General features: G+C 59.6%; 25 protein-coding genes. 9 read left to right on the top strand and 16 right to left on the bottom strand.

From position 1 onward, the window contains the following. Positions 1-252: 252 nt before the first annotated feature. Positions 253-1,170, bottom strand: coding sequence for a flagellin (locus FHT85_RS17495; RefSeq protein WP_112336522.1), 918 nt, complete (start codon positions 1,168-1,170; stop codon positions 253-255). 425 nt (positions 1,171-1,595) lie between these two features. On the opposite strand from FHT85_RS17495, the gene FHT85_RS17490 reads away from it, so the two are divergent. Together FHT85_RS17490 and FHT85_RS17485 are read left to right on the top strand one after the other, a co-directional pair. Beyond that, complete coding sequence (locus FHT85_RS17490) at positions 1,596-3,083, top strand: pyridoxal phosphate-dependent decarboxylase family protein (RefSeq protein ID WP_112336831.1); 1,488 nt, start codon at positions 1,596-1,598, stop codon at positions 3,081-3,083. Next, a complete protein-coding gene (locus FHT85_RS17485) occupies positions 3,077-4,339 on the top strand; it encodes a RimK family alpha-L-glutamate ligase (RefSeq protein ID WP_112409886.1) in 1,263 nt (420 codons plus the stop codon). The genes FHT85_RS17490 and FHT85_RS17485 overlap by 7 nt, the downstream gene beginning before the upstream one ends. A 111-nt stretch (positions 4,340-4,450) precedes the next feature. On the opposite strand, the gene FHT85_RS17480 is transcribed toward FHT85_RS17485, so the two are convergent. Both FHT85_RS17480 and FHT85_RS17475 read right to left on the bottom strand, forming a co-directional pair. Next, positions 4,451-5,362, bottom strand: coding sequence for a flagellin (locus tag FHT85_RS17480; protein WP_183774196.1), 912 nt, complete (start codon positions 5,360-5,362; stop codon positions 4,451-4,453). A gap of 255 nt (positions 5,363-5,617) precedes the next feature. Beyond that, entirely contained in the window at positions 5,618-6,529 is a 912-nt protein-coding gene (locus tag FHT85_RS17475) for a flagellin (RefSeq protein ID WP_112336525.1), read from the bottom strand. 332 nt (positions 6,530-6,861) lie between these two features. Between FHT85_RS17475 and FHT85_RS17470 the strand changes: the two genes are divergently transcribed. Then, positions 6,862-8,805 (top strand): glycosyl transferase, encoded by a 1,944-nt coding sequence (locus tag FHT85_RS17470; RefSeq protein WP_112336832.1) that lies wholly within the window; start codon positions 6,862-6,864, stop codon positions 8,803-8,805. A gap of 53 nt (positions 8,806-8,858) precedes the next feature. On the opposite strand, the gene fliP is transcribed toward FHT85_RS17470, so the two are convergent. The 13 genes from fliP to flgF all read right to left on the bottom strand — a co-directional run bounded on the left by fliP (position 8,859) and on the right by flgF (position 17,957). Next, the gene (gene fliP, locus FHT85_RS17465) at positions 8,859-9,617 is read right to left on the bottom strand and encodes a flagellar type III secretion system pore protein FliP (RefSeq protein WP_041677216.1); all 759 of its coding nucleotides are present in this window, start codon (positions 9,615-9,617) and stop codon (positions 8,859-8,861) included. Then, positions 9,614-10,108: a flagellar basal body-associated FliL family protein gene (locus FHT85_RS17460; RefSeq protein WP_112336526.1), complete on the bottom strand. Its 495-nt coding sequence runs from the start codon at positions 10,106-10,108 to the stop codon at positions 9,614-9,616. The genes fliP and FHT85_RS17460 overlap by 4 nt, the downstream gene beginning before the upstream one ends. Positions 10,109-10,131: 23 nt before the next feature. Beyond that, positions 10,132-10,845 (bottom strand): flagellar basal body L-ring protein FlgH, encoded by a 714-nt coding sequence (flgH, locus tag FHT85_RS17455; protein WP_112336527.1) that lies wholly within the window; start codon positions 10,843-10,845, stop codon positions 10,132-10,134. Continuing rightward, positions 10,842-11,384, bottom strand: a complete 543-nt coding sequence (locus tag FHT85_RS17450; protein WP_112336528.1) for a MotE family protein — start codon at positions 11,382-11,384, stop codon at positions 10,842-10,844. Before FHT85_RS17450 ends, flgH begins: the two co-directional genes overlap by 4 nt. Beyond that, positions 11,381-12,499, bottom strand: coding sequence for a flagellar basal body P-ring protein FlgI (locus tag FHT85_RS17445; protein ID WP_015338803.1), 1,119 nt, complete (start codon positions 12,497-12,499; stop codon positions 11,381-11,383). Before FHT85_RS17445 ends, FHT85_RS17450 begins: the two co-directional genes overlap by 4 nt. Continuing rightward, complete coding sequence (gene flgA, locus FHT85_RS17440) at positions 12,496-12,981, bottom strand: flagellar basal body P-ring formation chaperone FlgA (RefSeq protein WP_409527334.1); 486 nt, start codon at positions 12,979-12,981, stop codon at positions 12,496-12,498. The genes FHT85_RS17445 and flgA overlap by 4 nt, the downstream gene beginning before the upstream one ends. A gap of 34 nt (positions 12,982-13,015) precedes the next feature. After that, positions 13,016-13,804, bottom strand: a complete 789-nt coding sequence (gene flgG, locus FHT85_RS17435; RefSeq protein ID WP_015338801.1) for a flagellar basal-body rod protein FlgG — start codon at positions 13,802-13,804, stop codon at positions 13,016-13,018. 97 nt (positions 13,805-13,901) lie between these two features. After that, complete coding sequence (locus FHT85_RS17430) at positions 13,902-14,252, bottom strand: flagellar hook-basal body complex protein FliE (protein WP_112336530.1); 351 nt, start codon at positions 14,250-14,252, stop codon at positions 13,902-13,904. Beyond that, entirely contained in the window at positions 14,249-14,665 is a 417-nt protein-coding gene (flgC, locus tag FHT85_RS17425) for a flagellar basal body rod protein FlgC (RefSeq protein WP_112336531.1), read from the bottom strand. Before flgC ends, FHT85_RS17430 begins: the two co-directional genes overlap by 4 nt. A gap of 16 nt (positions 14,666-14,681) precedes the next feature. Further along, positions 14,682-15,074 (bottom strand): flagellar basal body rod protein FlgB, encoded by a 393-nt coding sequence (gene flgB, locus FHT85_RS17420; protein ID WP_112336532.1) that lies wholly within the window; start codon positions 15,072-15,074, stop codon positions 14,682-14,684. Positions 15,075-15,193: 119 nt separating this feature from the next. Then, positions 15,194-15,760: a flagellar protein gene (locus tag FHT85_RS17415; protein ID WP_210293716.1), complete on the bottom strand. Its 567-nt coding sequence runs from the start codon at positions 15,758-15,760 to the stop codon at positions 15,194-15,196. 64 nt (positions 15,761-15,824) lie between these two features. After that, a complete protein-coding gene (gene fliI / locus FHT85_RS17410; RefSeq protein WP_112336533.1) occupies positions 15,825-17,210 on the bottom strand; it encodes a flagellar protein export ATPase FliI in 1,386 nt (461 codons plus the stop codon). A 12-nt stretch (positions 17,211-17,222) separates the two neighbouring features. Continuing rightward, positions 17,223-17,957 carry a flagellar basal-body rod protein FlgF gene (flgF, locus tag FHT85_RS17405; protein ID WP_112336534.1) on the bottom strand — a complete coding sequence of 245 codons (735 nt, stop codon included), beginning with the start codon at positions 17,955-17,957 and terminating at the stop codon, positions 17,223-17,225. Positions 17,958-18,180: 223 nt separating this feature from the next. Between flgF and motA the strand changes: the two genes are divergently transcribed. From motA to FHT85_RS17375, 6 genes are all read left to right on the top strand, one after another. After that, positions 18,181-19,053: a flagellar motor stator protein MotA gene (motA, locus tag FHT85_RS17400; RefSeq protein ID WP_015338794.1), complete on the top strand. Its 873-nt coding sequence runs from the start codon at positions 18,181-18,183 to the stop codon at positions 19,051-19,053. Positions 19,054-19,058: 5 nt separating this feature from the next. Beyond that, positions 19,059-20,006: a FliM/FliN family flagellar motor switch protein gene (locus FHT85_RS17395; protein WP_112336535.1), complete on the top strand. Its 948-nt coding sequence runs from the start codon at positions 19,059-19,061 to the stop codon at positions 20,004-20,006. Between the two features lie 63 nt (positions 20,007-20,069). Continuing rightward, positions 20,070-20,606 carry a flagellar motor switch protein FliN gene (gene fliN / locus FHT85_RS17390; RefSeq protein WP_112409884.1) on the top strand — a complete coding sequence of 179 codons (537 nt, stop codon included), beginning with the start codon at positions 20,070-20,072 and terminating at the stop codon, positions 20,604-20,606. A 50-nt stretch (positions 20,607-20,656) separates the two neighbouring features. Continuing rightward, the gene (gene fliG / locus FHT85_RS17385) at positions 20,657-21,700 is read left to right on the top strand and encodes a flagellar motor switch protein FliG (protein WP_112336537.1); all 1,044 of its coding nucleotides are present in this window, start codon (positions 20,657-20,659) and stop codon (positions 21,698-21,700) included. 93 nt (positions 21,701-21,793) lie between these two features. Further along, positions 21,794-22,870, top strand: coding sequence for a flagellar biosynthesis protein FlhB (flhB, locus tag FHT85_RS17380; RefSeq protein ID WP_112409883.1), 1,077 nt, complete (start codon positions 21,794-21,796; stop codon positions 22,868-22,870). A 5-nt stretch (positions 22,871-22,875) separates the two neighbouring features. After that, positions 22,876-23,316, top strand: a complete 441-nt coding sequence (locus tag FHT85_RS17375) for a hypothetical protein (RefSeq protein ID WP_112409882.1) — start codon at positions 22,876-22,878, stop codon at positions 23,314-23,316. Positions 23,317-23,347: the final 31 nt, after the last annotated feature.

Genomic DNA, 23,347 nt, shown 5'->3' with positions numbered 1-23,347 from the left:
AAATCCGTAATTCCATTGGAACTGGCAAGCCGGGCCGATCCGGCAGCAACGATTGGCCTCATGCCCACCAGCGGGAAACATCCCAGCACGGCCCGTCGCTGAAGCGCGGCCCGGCAACCGCTTAGTAGGAGAACGAACGCCGGACCTGCGCATAAACTGCAAATCAATTAGCGGCAACGTTAACAAAAGCTTATACGCGGCGACAAGAGGGAAATGCCGCCGCGCGATCGCAACGCAAGCTCCGGTCAAGGCTCACTTGAAGAGAGCGAGAACGTTTTGTGCGCTCGAATTGGCAATCTGCAGCGATTGGATTGCCAGTTGTTGCTGCGTCTGCAGCGCGGACAGCTTGCTCGACTCCTCTTCCATGTTCGCATCGACGAGCTTGCCGACACCGGAATCAATGGTGTCGTGCAGGGTGGAAACGAAGCTCGTCTGCAGGTCGATGCGCGTCGAAAGCGAACCAAGTTGCGAGGCCGTGCTCGTCATAGCATCGAGAGCGCCCTGAATGAGATTCATGGCCTTGCCGATGTCCCCGCCCGTCATGTTGGTGATATCGAGACTGAAGACGGAATAGGATGTGCCGCTGATATTCTGCTGAGTGCCCAGAATACCGGAACTGGTATCGATCGTACCGCCGCTTGCGCCGAACAGCACGTTGCCTTGCGAACCGGTGTCGAAGGCGTAACTGGTGCTGTTGACGGAAACCGTACCGTTATTATTGCGCACGAAGGAGGAAACGACGGAAGCCGAGGCGCCATTCGCCGCATACATCCAGTTTTGCCCGGAGAAGGATGCGGACTGTGCAATGCTTTCCAGCTGCTGCTGGAGCTGAGTAACCTCCTCCTGGATATCAGCCTTCGAAACACTGCTTTCGGTTGCCGCGACCAGTTTGTCCTTGATCTGTTGAACAACCGTGATGGCGTTGTCCATCGCGGCATATGCCGTATCGACCTTGGCCGCACCCAGGCCCAATGCATCGGACACGGCGGAAAGCGCGCCATTGTCGGAACGCATGGTTGTCGCGATCGACCAATAAGCGGCATTGTCGGCTGCCTTCGCAACCTTATAGCCCGAGGAAACGCGGCTCTGCGTATCCTGCAGATTCGTGTTGATGCCGCGCAGGGTCTGGAGAGCGGACATCGCCGCGTCGTTGGTGAGGATACTGGTCATCGAAAAGTGCCCCTTATGGCTGACTTTGGAAGGGACATTCCGGTCTGCGGCCGGGAACGGCAATCAGCCTCATGCTTGTTAACCGGCTCTTAGGAGAGGTTAACCAACCGTTGCGTTAGCCGCAACTGACAGCAATAGAGTTAATAAAAGGTTAATGCCGCCCGCAAAAGTTAACGGAAGTAGCTATTCCGCCGATGACCATCCTGCAGCGCTTGCCTTGCCATTCCTTGAACAGGAAAGGAGCTGATCCGCCCGGCATGCGCCGACATGCTATTTTCCATCCGCGCGGCCGTCTGAAGGAATGCAAGAAGCCACGTCAGCCTCGCGCCATCTTCGGCGTCGTAGATAGGCCAGCCCGGGCCGGGCAAAGAGGCCGGCATTTTATCGGTAGCACTCCGATGACGGTGGCCGCATGCGAGGTTCAGATGTTCAGTTTGCAAGAGACCGGAGGGGGGGCGGTCGATCGCCACGAGCGAACAAGTCTCGACCCCGGCGACTGGCAGGCCCTGCGCAAGCAAGGCCACCGGATGCTCGACGACATGTTCGATCATCTCCAGACACTCGCAACGAAGCCAGTCTGGCAGCGCGCTCCCTCTCCCGCTCGTGCCAACTTCGATGTTCCGTTGCCCACCGAAGGCAGCGATCTGGCTGACGTCCACGCCATTTTTCGGGAGTACATCCTCCCCTATGGCAGCGGCAACATTCACCCGGGCTTCATGGGCTGGGTCCAGGGCGGTGGCACCGTTACCGGCATGCTCGCCGAAATGCTCGCCGGCGGGCTGAATGCCAATCTCGGCGGACGCGATCATATGCCGATCGAGGTCGAGCGCCAGATCATCCGCTGGACGCGCGAGATCTTCTCGTTTCCGGAAACGGCAGGCGGTATATTCCTGACCGGCGCATCGCAGGCCAATTTCGTCGCGGTGCAGATCGCCAGATGCCGCAAGCTCGGCCGCGATGTTCGTGCAACCGGTCTGTCCGACGAATCCCGGCTCGTCGCCTATGCCTCGAGCGAAGTACATGGCTGCGTTCCCCGGGCCTTCGAAATGTCCGGCATCGGCAGCAATCAGCTTCGGCGCATTGCCGTCAACGAACTCGGCCAGATCGATATCGATGCGCTGGAACAAGCAATCCTCCGCGACGAACAGGAAGGCTTCACGCCGTTCCTCCTCATCGGCAGTGCTGGAACGGTAAACACCGGCGCGGTCGATGACCTCGTGGCCCTGCGCGGCATCGCCGACGCCCATGATCTTCATTTTCATGTCGACGGCGCACTCGGCGCTCTTGGCGTTCTCAGCGAGGAGCTCGCGCCTTTGTTTGCGGGGATCGAAGCCTGCGATTCGCTCGCTTTCGATTTTCACAAGTGGGGTCAGGTACCCTATGATGCCGGCTTCCTCCTGGTGCGGGACAGCGAGTGGCAACGGCAAACCTTTGCTTCGGATGCCGCCTATCTGAGCCGCGCAGCCACCGGACTTGCCGGTGGGGACTGGTGGCCCTGCGACTACGGTCCGGATCTTTCCCGTGGCTTCAGGGCGCTGAAGACCTGGTTCACGCTGAAAACCTATGGCGTTAAAGCGTTGGGGGACTCAATGAGCGCCAATTGCAGGCTAGCCCGCCGACTGGCCGAGCGCATCGAACAGGAACCTGCCCTCAAACTACTCGCGCCCGTCGCCCTCAACATCGTCTGCTTCGCCTATGTTGGTGCCGACGGATCGATGCCGGCATTGGTCAATTCCCACATTGTCGAGCGTCTCCACGCCGAAGGCCGCGTCGCCCCGTCCCTGACCCATCTGAACGGTCAACCCGCAATTCGCGCGGCGATCGTAAACCACCGTACCCGACAGACTGACATCGACGCGCTCGTTCGGAGCGTTTTGACAATCGGCTCCCAACAGGATCTTCCGCAATGCTGATGACCAAAGCCCCCATCGCCGATCCGGCACTATTGAACATACCGGTTGGCGCCCGAATTCTCGGCATGCGGAGAATAGTCTCCCTCGTCTATGCCGGTCACGACGTGACCCCGCTCTGGAACGAGCTCATGCAACGCGTAACGGCGGATCCGACGGCCGCCGCTGCATTTCTGGACATGGCCATCATCCTGCAGACGCTCGGCCGCAGTAATGAGGCTCGCCAGATTTTAAAGAATGCCGTGCAGATGCGCCGCGACTATTGCGTCGTCCATGGCAACGGGACTGGTCCGCGGATACTCGCTTTCGTGACCGAAGGCGATTTCATGGCCAATACGCCTATCGATTTTCTGCTGGCCGGCAGCGACTGCGTGCTGTGGCTGCATTACGTTGACCTGCAAACCTTCGCGCTCGTCGATCTGCCGGAGCACGACATCGCTTTCATGGCGATCGGGGAATCGACCGAAAACGCCCCTCTTCTCGCCCATATGCAGACATTGCTTGCCAAATTCGACGGTCCGGTGATGAACCGTAATCCGGGACTGATCGCGAGACTGACGCGCGACGGCGTCAGCGCTATGCTGGCGAATGAGCCCTCCATCCTTTCGCCCTTTACCTACCGCGTATCGCACGCCCATCTTATGGCCGTCGCCATGGGCGTGAAACGACTGGACGATTGCGCTCCGGGCCTTGACTACCCTTTGGTCGTGCGCCCGATCAGCACGCATGCCGGCAACGGCATGGAACGCATCACCGACTCCGTCGAGCTTGTCACCTTTCTGAAGGCTCAGCCCGCTCCGGAACTTTACGTCGCGCCCTTCATCGATTTTCGCGGTTCCGACGGCTTCTATAACAAGCAGCGCATCGTGTTCATCAACGGCAAGGCGTTCGCGAGCCACATGGCGCTCTCAGACCATTGGATCGTGCATTATCTAAGTGCCGGCATGGAGCAGAGCGCGGCAAAACGTGCCGCCGAACAGGCATGGATGGAAAATTTCGATCAGGATTTCGCCGTGCGCCATAAAGAGAGCTTCGCTGCCCTTTGCCGCCATATCCAGCTCGATTATTTCGGCATCGATTGCGCCGAACTTTCCGATGGACGCCTGCTGGTGTTCGAGCTCGATGTCGCCATGGTGGTCCATGACATGGATGATCCGGGCGTCTATCCCTACAAGCAAGGGGCAATGCGGAAGCTGTTTGATGGCTTCGTCAATGCCGCTAGGCAAAAGGCTGCCGCGGCCCTCGGAAAGGCGTCCTGAGCCGGTCGGCGCCGATGCGCCGAGCCAAAAACGAAAACCGCGCCTTCCGGAGAAGGCGCGGCGAAGGCTTGTCTGCTACCATCGACCAACGCGTTGCGTTGGTTCTTCCTATTAACGGAAGAGCGACAGGATCGACTGGCTCGAGGAGTTGGCGATCGAGAGCGACTGGACGGCCAGCTGCTGCTGCGTTTGCAGAGCGGACAGCTTGCTCGATTCCTGTTCCATATTGGCGTCAACCAGCTTGCCGACGCCCGATTCGATCGAGTCGGAAAGCGAGGAAGCAAAAGTCGTTTGCAGATCGATGCGAGCGGAGATCGAGCCGAGGCGGGAGTTCATGCTGGTCATGGAGTTCAGAGCGGTCTGAACCATGTTCAGGGCGCTGGAGATCTGGCCACCGGTCATGCTGGAGATGTCGAGGCTGAAGACCGAAGCGCCAACCGAGCCATCCGACGTACCCAGGATGCCCGAAGTCGTGTCGATCGTGCCGCCGCTCGAGCCGAACAGAACGTTGCCGGTTGCGCTGGAATCGAAGGCGTAGGCGGTCGTGCTGACGGAAACGGTGCCGTTGGTGCCGCGGATGAAGGAGGAGACGACCGAAGCGGAGTCGCCGTTCTGAGCCATGACCCAGTTTTCACCGTTGAACGAAGCCGACTGGGCGACGCTCTGCAGCTGCTGCTGCAGCTGGCCGATTTCTTCCTGAATGGACTTCTTGTCGACCGAACCTTCCATGGCGGTGACGAGCTTGCTCTTGATCTGGCTTACGATGTCGATGGCGCTCGTGACGGCGGTGGTTGCAGTATCGACCTTTGCGGCGCCGAGGCCGAGAGCGTCGGAAACCGCGCCGATGGCGCTGTTGTCGGACTTCATGCTGGTGGCGATCGACCAGTAAGCGGCGTTGTCGGAAGCCTTGGAGATACGCAGGCCCGAAGAAACGGCGCTCTGCGTCTGCTGCAGGTTGGAGCCGATGCTGCGCAGCGTCTGGAGAGCGGCCATTGCGGCGTTATTGGTAAGAATGCTCGTCATGATATTTGCCCCTTTGGCAGTGGTTAAATAAGGGACATTCCGGACCTAAAACCGGTAACGGCATTCAGCATCATGCCTGTTAACCAAAATCGTTAAGGTTAACTCGCCGCTTCGATGGTCCTAAGAAACAGCAATATAGTTAAGAAAAGCTGAACTGGCTTGAGGCAAAAAATATAAAAAAAACCGCGCCTTAGACAGGCGCGGTTAACTTGTTGTTTAGGATTTTCGACCAGCGCGGAGCGCTGGCGCTTCCTATTAACGGAAGAGCGACAGGATCGACTGGTTCGAGGAGTTGGCGATCGAGAGCGACTGGATAGCCAGCTGCTGCTGCGTTTGCAGAGCGGACAGCTTGCTCGATTCCTGTTCCATGTTGGCGTCAACCAGCTTGCCCACACCCGACTGGATCGAGTCGGAAAGCGAGGAAGCGAAGCTCGTCTGCAGATCGATGCGGCTGGAGACAGAGCCCAGCTTCGAGCCGAGGCTGGTCATGGAGTTGAGAGCGGTCTGAACCATGTTCAGGGCGCTGGAGATCTGGCCAGTCGTCATGCTGGAGATGTCGAGGCTGAAGACCGAAGCGCCAACCGAACCATCCGACGTACCCAGGATGCCCGAAGTCGTGTCGATCGTGCCGCCGCTCGAGCCGAACAGAACGTTGCCGGTCGCGCCGGTGTCGAAGGCGTAGGAGGTCGTGCTGACGGAAACGGTGCCGTTGGTGCCGCGGATGAAGGAGGAAACGACCGAAGCGGAGTCGCCGTTCTGAGCCATGACCCAGTTTTCGCCATTGAACGAAGCCGACTGGGCGACGCTCTGCAGCTGCTGCTGCAGCTGGCCGATTTCTTCCTGAACAGCCTTCTTGTCAACCGAGCCTTCCATGGCGGTAGCAAGCTTGCTCTTGATCTGGCCGACGATGTCGATAGCGCTGCTGACGGCCGTCGAAGCGGTGTCGACCTTTGCGGCGCCGAGGCCGAGAGCGTCGGAAACCGCGCCGATGGCGCTGTTGTCGGACTTCATGCTGGTGGCGATCGACCAGTAAGCGGCGTTGTCGGAAGCCTTGGAGATACGCAGGCCCGAAGAAACGGCGGCCTGGGTGTCCTGCAGGTTGCTGCTGATACCGCGCAGCGTCTGGAGAGCGGCCATTGCGGAATTGTTGGTGATAATGCTGGTCATAGGAGTGTCCCCTGGAAACTGGATACAAAAGGAGGACATACCGGACTGAGATACCGGCGATGACGGAGCAGCTTCATGCCCCTCGATCCGTTTTCCTAGAGGACCAAACCCGTCATGTCGCAAGGAAAGTCGCATCCATTGCTTGCCAATTTCTTAAATTCGATCCGCCGGTAAGCAGCTCTCCGGAACGTAGCTAAAAATGCGTAAAGGCATTTTCGGCCGCTGCTTCGGTTTCAGGCAAGCTACGTGCGCGAAGATCGGGCGGAATCCATGATTCCAGCACTCGGCCCTTGGCGAGTGCCAGTTCAACATTCCGCTTGGAGTTCTCGCTCGTGAATACGAAAAATGCTTTTTCGACAGCGTCCGGTTTCTATCAGAAGGGACAGTATACGCGCGCGCTCGAGACCCTGAACGAGCTGCTTAACGTCGACAGGTCGCCAAAGACCTATGCATTGCTGGCGAAAACATTGCTCAAGCTCGGCTTCAGATCGGATGCGGCGAGCGCGTATGAACTGGCCGGCCGGCAAAAGCCGCAGCGCGACGACTATCTTCGCGAGGCGCTGCTGCTTCATAGCGAATGTGGCAATGACGATCAGGCTCTTGCAGTCGGCAACCTGATCCTTCCAATGGCGTTTAAGGATCCGGAGATTGCCTTCATCCTCGCTCGCATTTTCCTCAGCCGACAGCAGAAAGAACTCCTGACCAGCTTCAAGACGATACTGGTCGAGGGACCGGAGCTCAAGCATCGGCTCATGGCAGCGAAACTGCTTACCGACGATCTCTATGACGCAAGCAACCGACACCTCGTTGCGACGCTGTTCAAGAAACACCCCGACAGCATTGTCACGCGCATACTCCATCTGATCTTTGCTCGAGAGATATCCGATCTCGCGGCTGTCGACAGACACATAGCGCCGATCACAGCGGCACTGGCAAAGGGCAATCTCGACTACGTGATCCCGGACAACCCCTTCTTCCACCTGCATTGGTGTGGCGACGAAGCAATCAATAAGCATGCGGTCCACGACACAAAACCCCTGCCCGCCGGCCATGCCGAGGCTCGTCGCAGGTTGCCACACACGTGGAGCAACAAGATCCGCGTCGGTTATCTCTCGTCCGATTTCTGGCCCGGCCACGCGACAATGAAGCTGATGCAGCGGACCCTGGAGTTGCACGACAGGGATCGGTTCGAGATCACTCTCTTCGACCATTCCGATCTCGCTTCCCAGAAGGAACAGGAGTTCGACCATCGGAAGTGGGGGACGATGGTCGACGTTCGCAGCCTGTCCGATCAGGGCACAGCAGAGGCGATCCGCGCTCGGAATATCGACATTCTTGTCGATCTCAAAGGGCACACCAAAGGAAGCCGCGCAGCTATCCTCAATCATATGGCCGCTCCGATCCAGGTTTCCTGGCTCGGTTTTCCGGGCTCCGTCGTCAATATCGATCTCGACTACATTATCGGTGATCCTTATGTGCTTCCGGATCATTCGAAGGCGCATTTCCACGAGAAATTCTGCCGGCTGCCCGAATGCTACCAGCCGAACGATCCGCTCAACCGTCCCAAGCCGCGGCCGACGACGCGCGCGCAACACGAACTGCCCGAAGACGCCTTCGTCTTCGCCTCCTTCAACGGCAACCGCAAGATCACCCCACAAATGGTCGATGTGTGGTGCAATATCCTCAAGCGCAGCAAGAACAGCGTCCTTTGGCTGCTCTGTAACGGCCCTCGCGCAGAAGCCAATCTCTGGGCACGCCTGGAAGCGCGTGGCATCAGCCGCAAGCGGGTCGTCTTTACCACTCGCATTCGCTACGAGGATCACATCGACCGTCAGCAGCTTGCCGATCTCGGCCTCGACACCTTCCCCGTCAACGGCCATACGACCACATCGGAGCAGCTGTGGGGCGGTCTGCCGGTCCTCACGGTGAAGGGCACCAACTTCGCCTCACGCGTCAGCGAAAGCCTGCTGAATGCGATCGGCCTGCCCGAATTGGTGGCCGGAGACATCCAGACCTACGAGGACATGGCCGTGCAGCTCGCCGAGCAGCCGGAGCGTATCGCTGAGTTCAAGCAAATTCTGGCCGCCAATCGCTCCATCAAGCCGCTCTTCGATGCTGAACGCTTCACGCACCATCTGGAGACGGCTTTCGAAATGATGGCGACCCGGGCCAAGCAGGGACTGGCACCCGATCACATCGACGTGCCGGCGCTGCCGGAGCGCTCGGAACCGTTCATGGAAGATGACCAGAACTCGGCTGCTATCGCGGCCGAATAAGCTTCAGCGATCATCGGGGCTGCGGCTCCGATGATCGCCTTGCGCTTTTCATATCAGTGGAAAGAGCGGACCAGGCTGCCGACCAAAAGGTTCCAGCCGTCGATCAGCACGAAGAAGAGAATCTTGAACGGCAGAGAGATCGAGGTCGGTGGCAGCATCATCATGCCCATCGCCATAACGATGGTCGACACGATCAGGTCGATGACGAGAAACGGCAGTACCACCAGGAAGCCGATTTCGAAGCCGCGGCGGATCTCCGAGATCATGAAGGCCGGGATCAGAACGCGGTAATCGATCTTGTTGTCGACGACCGTCGACTGGCCGCGTTCCTTCGCCAGATCGACGAAAAGCTTCAGGTCCTTGTCGCGCGTATTGTTCGACATGAAGGTGCGGAAAGGCTCGGCAATGCGCTGCACCGCGTCGGCTTCCGAAACCTGGTTGGCAAGCAGCGGCTGCACGCCATCCTTCCAGGCCTGATCGAAGGTCGGCGACATGACATAAAACGTCATGAACAGTGAAAGACTCAGCAGGATCATGTTCGACGGCGTCGTTGCGAGGCCCATGCCGGTGCGCAGGATCGAAAAGGCGATGATGAAGCGCGGAAAGCTCGTCACCATGATCAGGATACCCGGCGCGATCGACAGGATCGTCAGCAGCCCGAAGGTACGGATGATCCAGGCAGCAACCGAGCCGTTGACCGGCGCGTTCAGAAGATCGGTGGGAAGCTGCTGCGACAATTGCTGCGCCGCCGCCAGTTCAGGCGACAAGGCAGCAATCACGAATATAAATAGAGCAAGTGCTGGCCGACTCATTCGATCACGAAAGTTCTGAACATAACTTTCGATACTCGTCCTTCCGAGCGCAGGTCAACACGCTCCTGGATGTCATCCCGAAGATATTGCAGGCCACGGGCGCCTTCGATCTGCTGCAGGGAGACCGTGCGGATATAGGCGAGGATATCCTGATGGATCGCCTGGGCGAGCTGGGCGTCGGGCGGCCCTTTGAAAACGAGCGCAAGCTCCAGCCTGATCCAGTTCTGCGAGGGATAGGCGAGGTTGACGGTGATCGGATCCAGCGCGATGATGCCGTTTGCCTGGGCGGCGGCTGCAGCCTGCTTGCTGTCGCCGCCAGGCTTTGCCGTCGCCTGCACCGCAGCGGTGGCCTGCTTGATCCGCGGCGCCACCATGGTTCCCAATACCCAGCCTCCTCCGCCGCCGAGTGCGGTGAGTACCAGCAGCCCGGCGACCATCATGATCAGCGACGATCCCTTGCCCTTTGCCGATTCGTCTGCGACTGCTGCCATATCCCTATCCGTTCGCTATCAAATCAGAGCGGCGAGAGCAGGTCGACCGCCTGCTGCCCTCTCGGCGGCTGCTGTATTTCCGTCAGGCGGCCGCGGCCGCCATAGGAAATGCGCGCCTCGGCAATCTTGTCGTAGGAAATGGTATTGTCGGACGTCACGTCCTGCGGACGTACAATGCCGGCAACGTTGAGAATACGGATTTCCTGGTTCATGCGCACCTCCTGCGAGCCGCTGATCATCAGGTTGCCGTTTTCGAGAATGCCCGTCACGACAGCTGCGACCAGAAGATTGATCTGCTCGGAGCGCTGCATCTTGCCCTTGCTGTCGGTGCTGGTGTCGGAGCCCGAGGTGGCGTCGGCGTTGGTGGCAGGCCTCCAGCCAAAAATCTTGGCCGAAATATCCCAATTCATATCGCTCTTGTTCGTGCGATTGCGATTGGTCTCGTTGTCCCAGTTCGCCTTATCGTTGATCTGGATCGTGACGGTCAGGATGTCGCCGACATTGAGCGCGCGCGAATCCTTGAACAAGGCGGCCTGCGAATCGTTCCAGAGCGAATAGCCCTGCGCGACCTGGTGAGGCCGCTTCGGATATTGAGACATCTGCGGCGTCTGCGCATATTGCAGGCCGCTGCCGATCGGACTCATGGCAGGCGCCCTGCCGATTTCCCTGAGGGCCTGCGACTGGCAACCGGCGAGAAAGACGACGATTGCGCAGGCGGCCGTGAGACGCGTGTTCATGAGGGGTCCTTCGACTTCGATGTATTCGGGTCGGATGCGCTGGCGATGATATTGGTGATGACCGCCGCCTTTTTCGCATCCATCTCTGCAAGAATGAGGCTCGACTGGCGCGCGGAGAGCTTCATGATGATTGCAGCCGCCACGACGGTTCTGACATCATTGAGGCTGGCTGCGGCCGCATCCGGTTTCATGTTCTTGTAGATATCGACCAGGCCTAGATCCGCGGTCTTGAGGAAGTCATCGCGCTTTTTCAGCCAGTCTTCGTATTCGGCCTTGCGCTTGTCCATGGTGGCGATACGCTGATCGACGTCCGCCTGGAGTTTTTCCAGTTCCTGCTTCTGCAGCAGATAGCGTTGGTCTCGTGCCGGATCGGCGATATTGGTGCAGAACTGGCGGATCTCATCCTGGCTGGAAGCCGGATCGGCCGCGACCGGCTTCGGCGCTTCCTGCGCCAGAGCCGCACCGAGCGACAAGAGCAGGGCTGCCGTTGCGAGGCTGCAGCCGATCAGCATATTTCTGGCAATGGCGTTCGGGATCATTGCAGCACGAGCTCCGCTTGCAGGGCGCCGGCCGATTTGATGCCTTGCAGGATGGCGATGATACCGTCCGGCTTGACGCCGATATTGTTGAGGCCTGCGACCAGCGTCTTCAGGTCAGGCCCTTCCAGCACCGCCACACGGCCGCCGCTCTTGGTGGCGGTGATATCGGTCTGGTCCTGGATCGCCGTCTGGCCATCGGAGAAGGGTTCGGGCTGGATCACCTGCGGGTTCTCGCTGACCTGCACGGTCAGCGTCCCGTAGCTGACGGCGACCGGCGAGACGCGGACGTCGGCGCCAATGACGATCGTACCCGTGCGCTCATTGATGACGACCTTGGCTGGCGTGTCGGTCTGAACATTGAGATTTTCGATATCGGCCATCAACCGCGCCAGATCGGCCATCTTCGGCTTGGCAATCGTCACTTCCTGCGAATCCTTGGCTTCTGCGATCGGCGCACCAAACCGCGAGGTCGCCCAGGTGTTGACCGTGTCGGAAATGCGGATCGATGTCGAGAAATCCGGATTGCGCAGCTGCAGGACCAGATTGACGGAATCCTTGAAACGAGACGGCAGCTCACGCTCGATGATGGCACCGCCGGGCACGCGGCCAGCCGTGGTAACACCCTCGGTCACCGTGGCGGCGGCACCCTGCGCCTGGAAGCCGGATACGATGACGGAGCCCTGCGCCACGGCATAGATCTGTCCATCGGCGCCGCTCAGCGAGGTCATGATCAGCGTGCCGCCGCGCAGCGACGTCGCATCGCCGAGCGAGCTGACCGTCACGTCGATGCGGCTGCCCGGGCTTGCAAAGGGCGGCAAGTTCGCCGTCACCATGACGGCTGCCGTATTCTTGGCGGCGGACTGGCCGCCTTGCGTCGAGATGCCGAGGTTCTGCAGCATCGCGCGCATGGACTGCTCGGTGAAAGGCGAGGAACGCAGGCCGTCGCCGGTCCCCTGGAGACCGACGATCAGACCGTAGCCGATCAGCTGGTTGTCACGGCCGGATTGCAGCGATGCGATATCCTTGATGCGCGATTGCATCGCGAGCGCCGGATCGGCGGCGATCAGGCTCGGCAATGCGAATAAGACTGCGAGTAATTGACGAAGCCGTTTCATTTCGCGACCACGCGTATCGTGCCGTTTTGGAGGACCGTGCCGTTGACGATGATGCCGGAGTCCATGTTGCGGGCGCGGATATTGTCGCCGACGGCGCCGTCATCCAGCGGCGTGCCCGCCGCGGTGATCGTCATGCTGCCCATGCTCATCACCAGACGAACATTGGAGCCGCGCGTTACCGCATATGGCTGGCGCAGGGCGGAAATGGAAATGGTGCGGCCGGGAAGCAGCGTGCGCTTCGAGACCAAGCCGGTCACCTCGCGGAGCCGCTTGGCATAGTCACCGCTCAGATTGGGGTTGGTGACATCAACCTCTTCGAGCTGACCGCTGGTGATGATATCGCCCGGATAGATCGTCTCGGTCGGCACTACGGCAGTTCCGAAACGTCCTCCATCGGCGCTCTGCGCACCGGCGGGTGTAGGCGACGCAAATACGACGGAGAGGCTCGCTGCGGCGAACCATGCCATTGCCAAGCTTTTCATCCGGCGAAACCTCATGTTTGGCCCGTCCCTCTCGTTACTTCAGGTTCTTGCTGACGACCTGCGCCATTTCGTCGGCCGTGGTGATGACCTTCGAATTCATCTCATAGGCGCGCTGCGCGGTGATCAGATCGGTAATTTCCTTGACCGGATCGACGTTCGACGATTCGAGATAGAATTGCTTCATGTAGCCGAAGCCGTTCTGGTTGGGATCTGAGACAACCGGATCGCCGGAGGCCGGCGTCTGCGTGAAGAGGTTGCTGCCCATCGGCTGCAGGCCGGCTTCGTTGACGAAATTGGCAATCTGCAACTGGCCGAGTACCGTCGGCGTCGTCGCCGTGCCGATGATTGCAGAAACCTGGCCGGACTGGCTGACGGTGAGGCTGGTGGCATTGTTCGGAACGGTAATGCCCGGCGCCAATGTGTTGCCATCGGGCGTGACGATCTGGCCGGTATCACTTCTGTTGAAAGAGCCGGCGCGGGTGTAGGCGATCGTGCGGTCGGGCATCTGGATCTGGAACCAGCCGCGACCGACCAGAGCGATATCGAGATCGTTTTGCGTCTGCGAGAGTTGGCCCTGGACCTGGATGTTGCGTACGGCCACGGTCTGCACGCCGAGGCCGATATTGGCGCCTTCCGGCACCACCGCCTGGTTCGGCCTGTTGGCAATGCCCTTGGCGCGTTCCGTTTGATAAAGAAGGTCGGAAAACTCGGCGCGCGAGCGCTTGTAACCCGTCGTGTTGATATTCGCGATGTTGTTCGCGATCACTTCGAGATTGGTCTGCTGGGCGTCCATGCCCGTCGCGGCAATTGCGAGCGCTCTCATGCTGTCGTCCTTCGAGCCAGGGCGGGATCTCCGAAACCGCGAAGCGGCCTGCGAACAACTCACGCCAAATCAAATAATTAGAGCGGAAAACCCCGCACTAGATCTGCATCTTCGTAATATCGAGAAACGCCGAGACCACCTTGTCGCGCAGTGCGATCGCGGTCTGCAGGGTCTGATCGGCCTGCATGACCTTATCAACCACCTCGCGGGTGCTCATCGTGCCCTTGATACCGGCAAAGGAGGCTTTTTCAGCGTCCTTGAGCGAATTGATGGAATCTTTCGCGACATTCGACATGACGGACGCAAAGCTCATTCCGGCATCTACGCCCGCGGCAACGGCCGGCGAGGCGTTCAGCGCGCCGGAAGCGGCGGAGGTCATATCCGTGGCGATGCTGCCAAGGCCGCGTGTCGCCGAGAGGGAGGCTACATTCTTAATCGCGTCAATCATTGGTTCTTCAGCAAATCAATAGTGGAGGAGATGAGATCACGGGCCTGTCTGACCGTCTGCAGATTGGCCTCGTATGAACGATTGGCCTCCCGCATGTCGGCCATCTCGACCAGAACGTTGACGTTGGGCATCTTGACGTAGCCCTTCTGGTCGGCGGCAGGATTACTGGGATCGTATTCTTCGACGAACTTGCCGGTGTCCTCGCCGAGTTTCTTGACGCCGACGGTGGTCAGGCCATTGGCACGATCCATCTCGGCACCGAACGTCACGGTCTTGCGCCGATAAGGATCGGCACCCGGCGTGTCGCCCGTCGAGCGGGCATTGGCGATATTTTCGGAGACGATACGCAGGCGAGTCGATTGAGCCTCCAGGCCGGAGCCTGCAATTTTCAATGCGGCTGATAAGGGGTCCATGACATCTTCACTTCATCTATTGTTTTACGGCCATCAACATCATGCGATGAAAGGAGCCGACGAGGGCGGTGTTCAAGCTGTACTGGCGCTTGATGTCACCGGCCTTGGCGAGCTCGTCCTCCAGGCCGACGGTGTTACCCGACTCCTGGACACCAATTTCCTGGTTGAGCGGCGCCTCTTCGACGTTGACGTTGCCGCTCGTGCTGAATTCGTTGCCGGAAAGATGCGCAGGACTGGTCCGCACCATGTTGACGTTCTGGTTGTCCAGAACCGCCTGGAACGGCGTGACATCCTTGGCGTGAAACTTCGGGGTATTGGCATTGGCGATATTGCCGGCAACAACCTGCTGACGCACCTGGAGCCACTCCGCTTGCCGCGAGGCCAGGTCAAAGAGCTGAATGGGTTGCATGGGCTTCTCTCCGTTCTTACACTGTGAATCTAGCGGGATAATCTTGCGTGGGACTTGCGGGAAATGCGTTCCTGTAAAGTCTTCGAAGTGCCTGAAATCCAGGCGATTCCGTGCTTGCCTCAATTGCTGCCGTAGACATCGCCCGTCGAGGTGACGATGACCCATTTTCCTTCCCGTTGCTCGATCGAAGCCAGCCGGCTGCTGTCGGGCAGAAGCGATCCGACACGGACGACATACATGCCGGTGCCGTCCTCAATCAGAGCGCGGCCATTGGCGACATGCAGCAGCTGGAAGGCAGACTTGCCGGGGAACGGCTGCTGATCGGCCGGCGGCCCCTTGTCATCCTCACGGCCGGTATCGCTGACCGTTGCCGTCGTCAGCGGATCGGGGATGAGATCCTTCGGTTGCGAGGGATTCTTGTTGACCATGGCAAGCGGCGACACGCTGACAACGGTGCGGCCAGGCCAGTTGGGCAGATCGCGGGTGCGATCGCCTTCGGCCACCTGGATGCCGAACTTCTCCGGGTTCAGAAAGACATACCAGGGAAAGAAGGCCGAGGCACCGGCCAGCGCCAGCCCGGTAAAGGCCAGAGCTTTGTCCGCAACAGTTCGCCTTCTCGCCGATTTCGGCGGGGCGACCGGTTCGTCTGCTTCGGATTCTCTCACTTGCGGCCTCTTTCTCAGCATGACGTTCAGCAATCTTCGACAGGCTTGCGGACAGGAAAAAACGAGATCGTGCGACGGACGGCCATCACTTGGCCCTGGCGGGGACGCCGCCCGAAGCATTCCTGAGCGCCGTCGCGAGATCGGTAAAAGCATCCGCCGACGGCTCTTCGCCCGGCGTCTGCTTCAGTATGTCGTAGATAATCGGGACCTGGCGCACCGCGATATCGAGATCGGCGTCGGCGCCCTGGCGATAACCGCCGATCAGACGCAGATCGCGCGTTTCCTCGTAGCGATGCACCAACGCCTTCAGGCGCGAAACCAGCTTTTCCTGATCCGAAGTCCAGGCCTTGCGCGCCAGACGCGACACGGATGCCAGCGGGTCGATCGGCGGATAGCGTCCCTCTTCGGCGAGGCTACGCTGCAGCACGATGTGACCGTCGAGAATGCCACGGGTGGAATCGGCGATCGGGTCGTTATGATTGTCGCCATCGACCAGGATAGAGATGATGGCGGTGATGGTGCCGGTTCCCTCCGGTCCCGGGCCTGCCCGCTCGAGAAGGCGTGGCAACTCGGTAAAGACGGACGCCGGATATCCGCGTGCGATCGGCGGCTCGCCGGAGGCAGTCGCCACTTCGCGGATGGCATGAGCAAAACGGGTGACACTATCGACGATCAGGAGAACGTTATCGCCCCTGTCGCGGAAATGCTCGGCGATGGTGATGGCCGAAAGCGGCGCCATCTTGCGCAGCATCGGGCTCTCGTCGCTGGTCGCAACGACGGCGACCGACTTCTGCATGTGGGAACCCAGCGTATCCTCGATGAATTCGCGCACTTCGCGGCCGCGTTCGCCGACGAGCGCGATCACCACCTTGTCGAAAGCATCGGCCCTTGCCAGCATCGACAGCAGCGTCGATTTGCCGACGCCGGAGCCGGCGAAGATGCCGAGGCGCTGGCCAAGACAGAGCGGCGAAAAGATATCGATGGCGCGAACGCCGGTTTTGAAGCCGGTTTCGACGCGCTTGCGCATCATCGACGGCGGCGCCGTATTTGCGATCGAGCGCGCTTCCAGACCCGATGTCAGGGGACCAAGGCCATCGATCGGCTCGCCGAGCGAGTTGATCGTGCGGCCGCACCAGCTGTCATCGGGCGCGATACGGAAAGCACCCTTGCGGATGATGGTGTCCTGGATGCCGATCGGCTCGCCCGGCTCGATTGGACAGACATAGGCGAGTTCCGGTTCGACACGGACGACTTCGCCGAGATGGACACCGGTCGACGACCGATGCGCGACGAAATCGCCGAGGCGCACCTGCCTGGAAAGACCGGCAACCGTATAGTGTCCAGCGGCGATGGTGCGCACATGACCGCCATGGGCCACGGCATTCTCCGCCAGCGCATATTGGCCCGCCAGGACGGCCATATGCGAAAGCTTCGGCGACAGCGCGCCCTCCGGCAACCGATCCTCGACCATGACAAGCCCTCTTTACTGGCTGCCGCCGAGGGTTTTGATGGCGTCGGTGAGTGTGCCTTCGCTGCTACTGGTGAGCGTGCTGATATTGTCGAAGGCACGGCTGACCTCGATAAGATTGGTCATTTCCCGCATGCCGTTGACGTTGGAGTTTTCGAGGTAGCCCTGTGCAATCCCGATACTTGAGCGATCGATCACCGGCTGCGGCGTATCGGTCGGCAGGACGCCGCTGTTTTCGTAGCGCAGAAAGCCCTTGCTGACATCGGCGCTATAGAGGCCGATCTGGCCCATGCTCCGGCCATTCTGCGTGATCGTGCCGTTCGACGCGACGCTCGGCGGACCGCCCGCGGGGTCGAGCTGGATCGGCGCACCGCCCGGATCGAGGACCGGGAAGCCACGTGTGGAAACCAGCGCGCCGCTTTCGGTCATGGTGAAGCGGCCGTCGCGCGTCAGCACCAGGCCGGCCGGCGTATTCATGCCGAAATAGGCATCCCCCTTGACGGCAAAATCGAAGAGATTGCCGGTGTTTTGAAGTTCGCCATTGTCGGTGGAGAGATAATCGTTGCCCTGAGAGACGAAGGCGACCTTGGCGTTGAGCTTGTTTTCCGTATTGCTGAGGACCTGATCGAACTTGACCTCGGTGCCACGGAAGCCCGTCGTGTTCACGTTCGCCAGATTGTCGGCGATCGTCGTCAGACGCCGCTCGAGCGCCATCTGGGATGACAGCGCAACATAAATACCAGACTGCATTTTCAACGCCCTCCGGACATTGGAGAATAACGGGAAAGGAAACGCCGCAGGCGCTCCTACATTTCGTTAGCGGGGCATGGATGCCCTTACCCGCAATCCTGCAGGGCTTGGCTTGTGCGAAGCTGACAAGGCAAAAAGGATGTTCGGAGACCCATCGAACAGCCTCACGCAAGGCAGGTCCCCTAGTTCATCATATGAAGCAACGTTCAGGTGTGGACCGACGATGAATATTATTATCGGATTTGTAGTGACCTGCGGCTGCATCATAGGCAGCTTCATGGCTATGGGCGGAGATGTAGGCGCGCTGTTCCAGCCTTTCGAATTCGTCATTATCGCAGGCGCCGGTCTCGGCGGCTTCATCATGGCCAATCCGATGAAGGTGGTGAAGGATTCCGGCAAAGCGCTCGGAGAGGCCTTCCGCCACGCGGTTCCCAAGGAGCGTGACTATCTCGACACGCTCGGCGTACTCTATGCCCTGATGCGCGACCTGCGCACCAAGTCACGCAACGAGATCGAAGCCCATATCGACAACCCCGATGAATCGGCGATCTTCAAGGCCGCTCCGACGGTATTGAAGAACAAGGATCTGACGGCTTTCATCTGCGACTACGTCCGGCTCATCATCATCGGCAATGCCCGCTCGCACGAGATCGAGGCACTGATGGACGAAGAGCTCGAAACGATGCAGCACGACAAGATGAAGCCCTATCATTCGATCACGATCATGGGCGATTCCTTCCCGGCGATCGGTATCGTCGCTGCCGTTCTCGGCGTCATCAAGGCCATGAGCCACATCAACGAATCACCCGAGGTGCTCGGCCATCTCATCGGTTCGGCGCTGGTCGGCACCTTCCTCGGCATTATCCTGTCCTATTCCGTCTGCGCACCGCTGGTTTCCCAGATCAAGGTCGTGCGCAACAAGCAGCATCGCCTCTACGTCATCGTGAAGCAGACGCTGCTTGCCTACATGAACGGATCGGTGCCGCAGGTCGCCCTCGAATACGGCCGCAAGACCATCTCTTCCTACGAACGTCCATCGATCGATGCCGTCGAGCAGGAAATGATGAACCCCGGCGGTGAGAGCAAGGCAGCCTGACGAATATGAGCCAGCAATCCGCGCACAGAGCACAGACGATGGACCGCACCCTTTTTGCCAAGCTTACAGGCAATCTCGGCGATCAGGCGACGCTTGCGAAACTCGGCACCGCCTTCGCCCAGGTCTACGCCGAATTCCTGCCCGACATCATCAAGAGCGAGACGGGCCTGGACATCAACATCGCCTATGCCGACTGTCAGTCCGGCTCGATGAACGAGCTGATTGCCGGGCTCGGTGGCCATCATGCGCTGGTCAACGGTTCGCTGCGCAACTGGGCCCCTAACTTCATCCTCGGCTGCGGCGCCGGCTTTATCATGACGCTGATGGAGCATATGCTGGGCGCACGCGCTGAAGATATGGAAGCGCCGGTCGCGCGGCCACTTTCAGTGATCGAACTCGATCTTTCCGTCATGGTATTCGAAAAGATCGCCAAAGTGCTTCGCTCGGCGGTGAACGCAGCCGGCGGTTTCGAGCCCTATCTTGACCAGCCTTATAATGTCGAAGACCGCCCGGCGGCCATCGGTGACAACGGTAACGATTTTGCCGCTGCGATCACAATGACGATCTCGCTCGGCAAGTCGATTTCGCAGATCGTTATCATCGCACCGCAACGCGACCTGCTGCGCACCGTCGTCAGCACGCCTCGCGCCAAGAACCCAACGGCCGCTTCCCAGACATGGTCGGAGCAGCTCGGCGAGCAGGTGCGCCGCTCGCAGGTAACGCTCGAAGCGCGAGTTCGGCTCGAATCGCTGACGCTCGATACCATTTCCAAGCTCGCGGTCGGCGATGTCATTCCCTTCATGGATCATAGCGGCGACGTCCGGGTCGAGGTCAGCGCCAACAGCAAAGACCTCTACATTTGCGAATTCGGCCGCTCTGGCGAAAATTATACCGTGCGCGTCAAGGACAACGTCAACTCCGACGACGAGCTTCTTCGACACTTGATGAATTGATCTGCTGGCGTGTGAGCCCACTCACGGCAGCTTGAGGCAAGTTTCAACTGGAATAGTGATTTCATGGCTACGAAGACGACACAGCAAAGCAGCGAGGAATCGCTCGACATTTCGAACAGCGATGCCGCCTTGGACGAGGCCATCGATGGTCTGCGGGGCGTCCTGAAGAAAGACAATGACGGCAGCCTGCCCGACTTCGAGGCCGACGCATTCGGCGCCGAAACGGGCACGGACCTTTCCACCTTCGGCGATTTCGGCGACGACAATTCCACTCCGGCCTTCGATGACGGCGAATTCGGCGTCGCTTCGGCGGCGGCCGCACCGGTTGCTCCCGGCACCGCGCTGACCGCCAATATGGACCTGATCATGGACATCCCGATCGACGTCCAGATCATGCTCGGCAGCAGCCGCATGCCGGTATCCGGCCTGATGAACCTGACTGAAGGCGCAATCATCGCGCTCGACAAGAAGATCGGCGAGCCGGTCGAGATTACCGTGAACGGCCGCAAAATCGGCCGGGGCGAGATTACCGTTCTGGAACATGACGACACCAGATTCGGCATCAAGCTCACTGAAATTTATAACGCGAAGAAAAGCTGAACCCTGCTCATGACGAGCCCACTCCCCCTTGCGGGACGGAGACGAAGACCATGATGGACTTTGACGATTTCAGCGGCGCGATCGCCGAGAAACCGTTATCTCAGACTGAAAAGGCAGCCGCCGTCCTTCTCGCCATGGGCAAGCAAGTGGCTGGACGGCTGCTGAAATATTTCACGCAGAACGAGCTGCAGATGATCATCGCCTCGGCGCAATCACTGCGAGTTATTCCACCGGACGAGCTGGCGCAGCTCGTGGCGGAATTCGAGGACCTCTTCACCGAGGGCGCCGGCCTCATGGACAACGCCAAGGCCATCGAGAGCATCCTCGAAGAGGGCCTGACGCCCGACGAGGTCGACAGTCTGCTCGGCCGCCGTACCGCCTTCCAGGCTTACGAGACCTCCATCTGGGATCGCCTGGGCGAGGCTGATCCGGTCTTCGTTGCCAAGTTCTTCCTGCGCGAGCATCCTCAGACGATTGCCTATGTGCTCTCCATGATGCCTTCGGCCTTCGGTGCCAAGATCCTGCTGCAGCTTCCCGAGGCACAGCGCGCCGACATCATGAACCGCACGGTCAACATCAAGGATGTCAGCCCGAAGGCTGCCCAGATCATCGAAAACCGCGTGGTCGGGCTGATGGCGGAGATCGACACAGAGCGCAACGCCTCCGGTTCCACGAAGGTCGCCGACCTGATGAACGAACTCGACAAGCCGGTCGTCGATACCCTGCTGAGCTCGCTGGAATCGATCAACAAGGAATCGGTCGAGAAGGTTCGCCCGAAGATCTTCCTCTTCGACGATCTCACGCGCATGCCGCAGCCGAGCCGCGTCCTGCTGCTCAACGACATCGCCGCCGACATCCTGACGATGGCGCTGCGGGGATCCGGCAACGAGATCCGGGAGATCGTGCTGTCCTCGATCAGCCCGCGTCAGCGCCGCATGATCGAATCCGACCTGCAGATGGGCAATGCCGGCATCAATCCGCGCGAAATCGCAATTGCCCGGCGTGCCATCGCCCAAGAAGCCATTCGTCTGGCCAACTCCGGCCAGATCGAGCTCAAGGCCAAGGAAAATACGCCTGTGGAAGAAGCCGCATAAGCGCGGCGCGACTCAGCCAAAACATCGTAAACTGATGATCTGAGGGCCGCGTATCATGCGCGGCCTCTTTCCGTTTCGCAAAGGGCGGCTGCTTTGGCTGACGAAGACAAGGACAGTAAAACAGAAAAACCGACGGAGAAAAAACTCCGCGATACGATCGAGAAGGGCAATGTCCCTCACTCCAGGGAAGCGACGCTCTTTGCTTCCATGCTCGCGACGGTCATCTACGTCACCTTCTTTCTGCCAGAGCGCATGGGCCGCATGGGCGAGGTTCTACGCGACCTCTTCGAAAAGCCGGATCAATGGCAGCTGGAAGCAGGCCCGGACGCCATATCGCTGTTTACGCGCATAGGCTGGGAAGTCGGCAACATGGTGCTTCCGGCCGTGGTGCTCTTCTTCGTCTTCGGGATCGGCGCGTCGATCTTCCAGAACCTGCCGACCCCCGTTCTCGAGCGAATCAGGCCGCAGTTTTCGCGCATATCGCCGGCGAAAGGGTTCACGCGCATCTTCAGCGCCACCGGCCTGGTGGAATTCGGCAAATCCCTCGCAAAAATCGTGCTTGTCAGCATCGTCATGTTTTTTGTGCTGCGCAGCCAGTATTTCCACGCGATCGATTCGATGGTGTCCGACCCGCAGACCATCTTCGTGCGGCTATCGACGATCGTTCAGCGCATCCTGATCATCGTGCTGCTGGCGACCATCGTCGTTGGCATCGCCGACCTGCTGTGGAGCCGCCACCACTGGTTCGACCAATTGAAGATGACTAAGCAGGAGATCAAGGACGAACACAAGCAGTCACAGGGTGACCCGATCGTCAAGTCGCGCCAGCGCTCGATCGCGCGCGATCGAGCTCGCCGCCGTATGATGAAACAGGTGCCGCGCGCCACGCTCGTCATCGCCAACCCGACCCACTTTGCCGTCGCACTGCGCTATGTGCGCGAGGAAAACGACGCGCCCGTCGTCGTTGCCAAGGGCCAGGATCTTATTGCCTTGAAAATCAGGGAGATAGCTGAGGCTAACAATATTCCCGTTTTCGAAGATCCGCCGCTCGCACGCTCCATGTTTGCGCAAGTCTCGGTTGATAGCGTCATACCATCAGCATTTTACAAAGCTGTCGCAGAGCTCATCCATCGGGTCTATGCGGCGCAGACGAAAAAACGGGTACGATAAACCAAATGAAAAAATGCCCCTACTCTGCCCAACGCGAACAAATATTAGCCGAAGCCATTAGCCCGGTCGCAAGCGAACTGCGCCTTCTCGATGCCGCCGATCTGATCTCGCTGCTGCGCTTCGAACGATATGGCAATCTCGGTGATCTCGTGGCCTCGGCGGCTGAGCTTTATTTTCTTCCCGGGACGGTCAGCTTCGGGCTCGGCGGCGACTACAAGCTTGAGTGGGGCGGGCCGGCGGAAGTGACGCTCGATCTGGAGATCAAGCCGCGGGGCATCACCATCTATGCCAAGCTCGCACTGACGGAACATCATGCGGGCATTGAAATCAGCCACATCGCCTTCGACAAGGCCTCGTCCGACCCGGACGAAAATACGGCGCTGCTTGCACGCAGCCTGAGAGACGCACGTTATCTCGTCCGCGGCGAAGCGGCACACGCAGTCTGAAAAATCCAGCGTTGCAAGACTTGCGAGGATG

The sequence above is a fragment of the Rhizobium sp. BK312 genome, assembly GCF_014193605.1.
GTDB lineage: Bacteria > Pseudomonadota > Alphaproteobacteria > Rhizobiales > Rhizobiaceae > Rhizobium.
This window is presented reverse-complemented; position numbering and strand designations above follow the sequence as displayed.

Coding starts and splice junctions, on each gene's coding strand:
- FHT85_RS17495 (WP_112336522.1), bottom strand. CDS start 1,170: ATGACCAGTATCCTCACCAACGACGCGGCGATGTCCGCTCTCCAGACC.
- FHT85_RS17490 (WP_112336831.1), top strand. CDS start 1,596: ATGTTCAGTTTGCAAGAGACCGGAGGGGGGGCGGTCGATCGCCACGAG.
- FHT85_RS17485 (WP_112409886.1), top strand. CDS start 3,077: ATGCTGATGACCAAAGCCCCCATCGCCGATCCGGCACTATTGAACATA.
- FHT85_RS17480 (WP_183774196.1), bottom strand. CDS start 5,362: ATGACGAGCATTCTTACCAATAACGCCGCAATGGCCGCTCTCCAGACG.
- FHT85_RS17475 (WP_112336525.1), bottom strand. CDS start 6,529: ATGACCAGCATTATCACCAACAATTCCGCAATGGCCGCTCTCCAGACG.
- fliP (WP_041677216.1), bottom strand. CDS start 9,617: ATGAGTCGGCCAGCACTTGCTCTATTTATATTCGTGATTGCTGCCTTG.
- FHT85_RS17460 (WP_112336526.1), bottom strand. CDS start 10,108: ATGGCAGCAGTCGCAGACGAATCGGCAAAGGGCAAGGGATCGTCGCTG.
- flgH (WP_112336527.1), bottom strand. CDS start 10,845: ATGAACACGCGTCTCACGGCCGCCTGCGCAATCGTCGTCTTTCTCGCC.
- FHT85_RS17450 (WP_112336528.1), bottom strand. CDS start 11,384: ATGATCCCGAACGCCATTGCCAGAAATATGCTGATCGGCTGCAGCCTC.
- FHT85_RS17445 (WP_015338803.1), bottom strand. CDS start 12,499: ATGAAACGGCTTCGTCAATTACTCGCAGTCTTATTCGCATTGCCGAGC.
- flgA (WP_409527334.1), bottom strand. CDS start 12,981: ATGAAAAGCTTGGCAATGGCATGGTTCGCCGCAGCGAGCCTCTCCGTC.
- flgG (WP_015338801.1), bottom strand. CDS start 13,804: ATGAGAGCGCTCGCAATTGCCGCGACGGGCATGGACGCCCAGCAGACC.
- FHT85_RS17430 (WP_112336530.1), bottom strand. CDS start 14,252: ATGATTGACGCGATTAAGAATGTAGCCTCCCTCTCGGCGACACGCGGC.
- flgC (WP_112336531.1), bottom strand. CDS start 14,665: ATGGACCCCTTATCAGCCGCATTGAAAATTGCAGGCTCCGGCCTGGAG.
- flgB (WP_112336532.1), bottom strand. CDS start 15,074: ATGCAACCCATTCAGCTCTTTGACCTGGCCTCGCGGCAAGCGGAGTGG.
- FHT85_RS17415 (WP_210293716.1), bottom strand. CDS start 15,760: ATGCTGAGAAAGAGGCCGCAAGTGAGAGAATCCGAAGCAGACGAACCG.
- fliI (WP_112336533.1), bottom strand. CDS start 17,210: ATGGTCGAGGATCGGTTGCCGGAGGGCGCGCTGTCGCCGAAGCTTTCG.
- flgF (WP_112336534.1), bottom strand. CDS start 17,957: ATGCAGTCTGGTATTTATGTTGCGCTGTCATCCCAGATGGCGCTCGAG.
- motA (WP_015338794.1), top strand. CDS start 18,181: ATGAATATTATTATCGGATTTGTAGTGACCTGCGGCTGCATCATAGGC.
- FHT85_RS17395 (WP_112336535.1), top strand. CDS start 19,059: ATGAGCCAGCAATCCGCGCACAGAGCACAGACGATGGACCGCACCCTT.
- fliN (WP_112409884.1), top strand. CDS start 20,070: ATGGCTACGAAGACGACACAGCAAAGCAGCGAGGAATCGCTCGACATT.
- fliG (WP_112336537.1), top strand. CDS start 20,657: ATGATGGACTTTGACGATTTCAGCGGCGCGATCGCCGAGAAACCGTTA.
- FHT85_RS17375 (WP_112409882.1), top strand. CDS start 22,876: ATGAAAAAATGCCCCTACTCTGCCCAACGCGAACAAATATTAGCCGAA.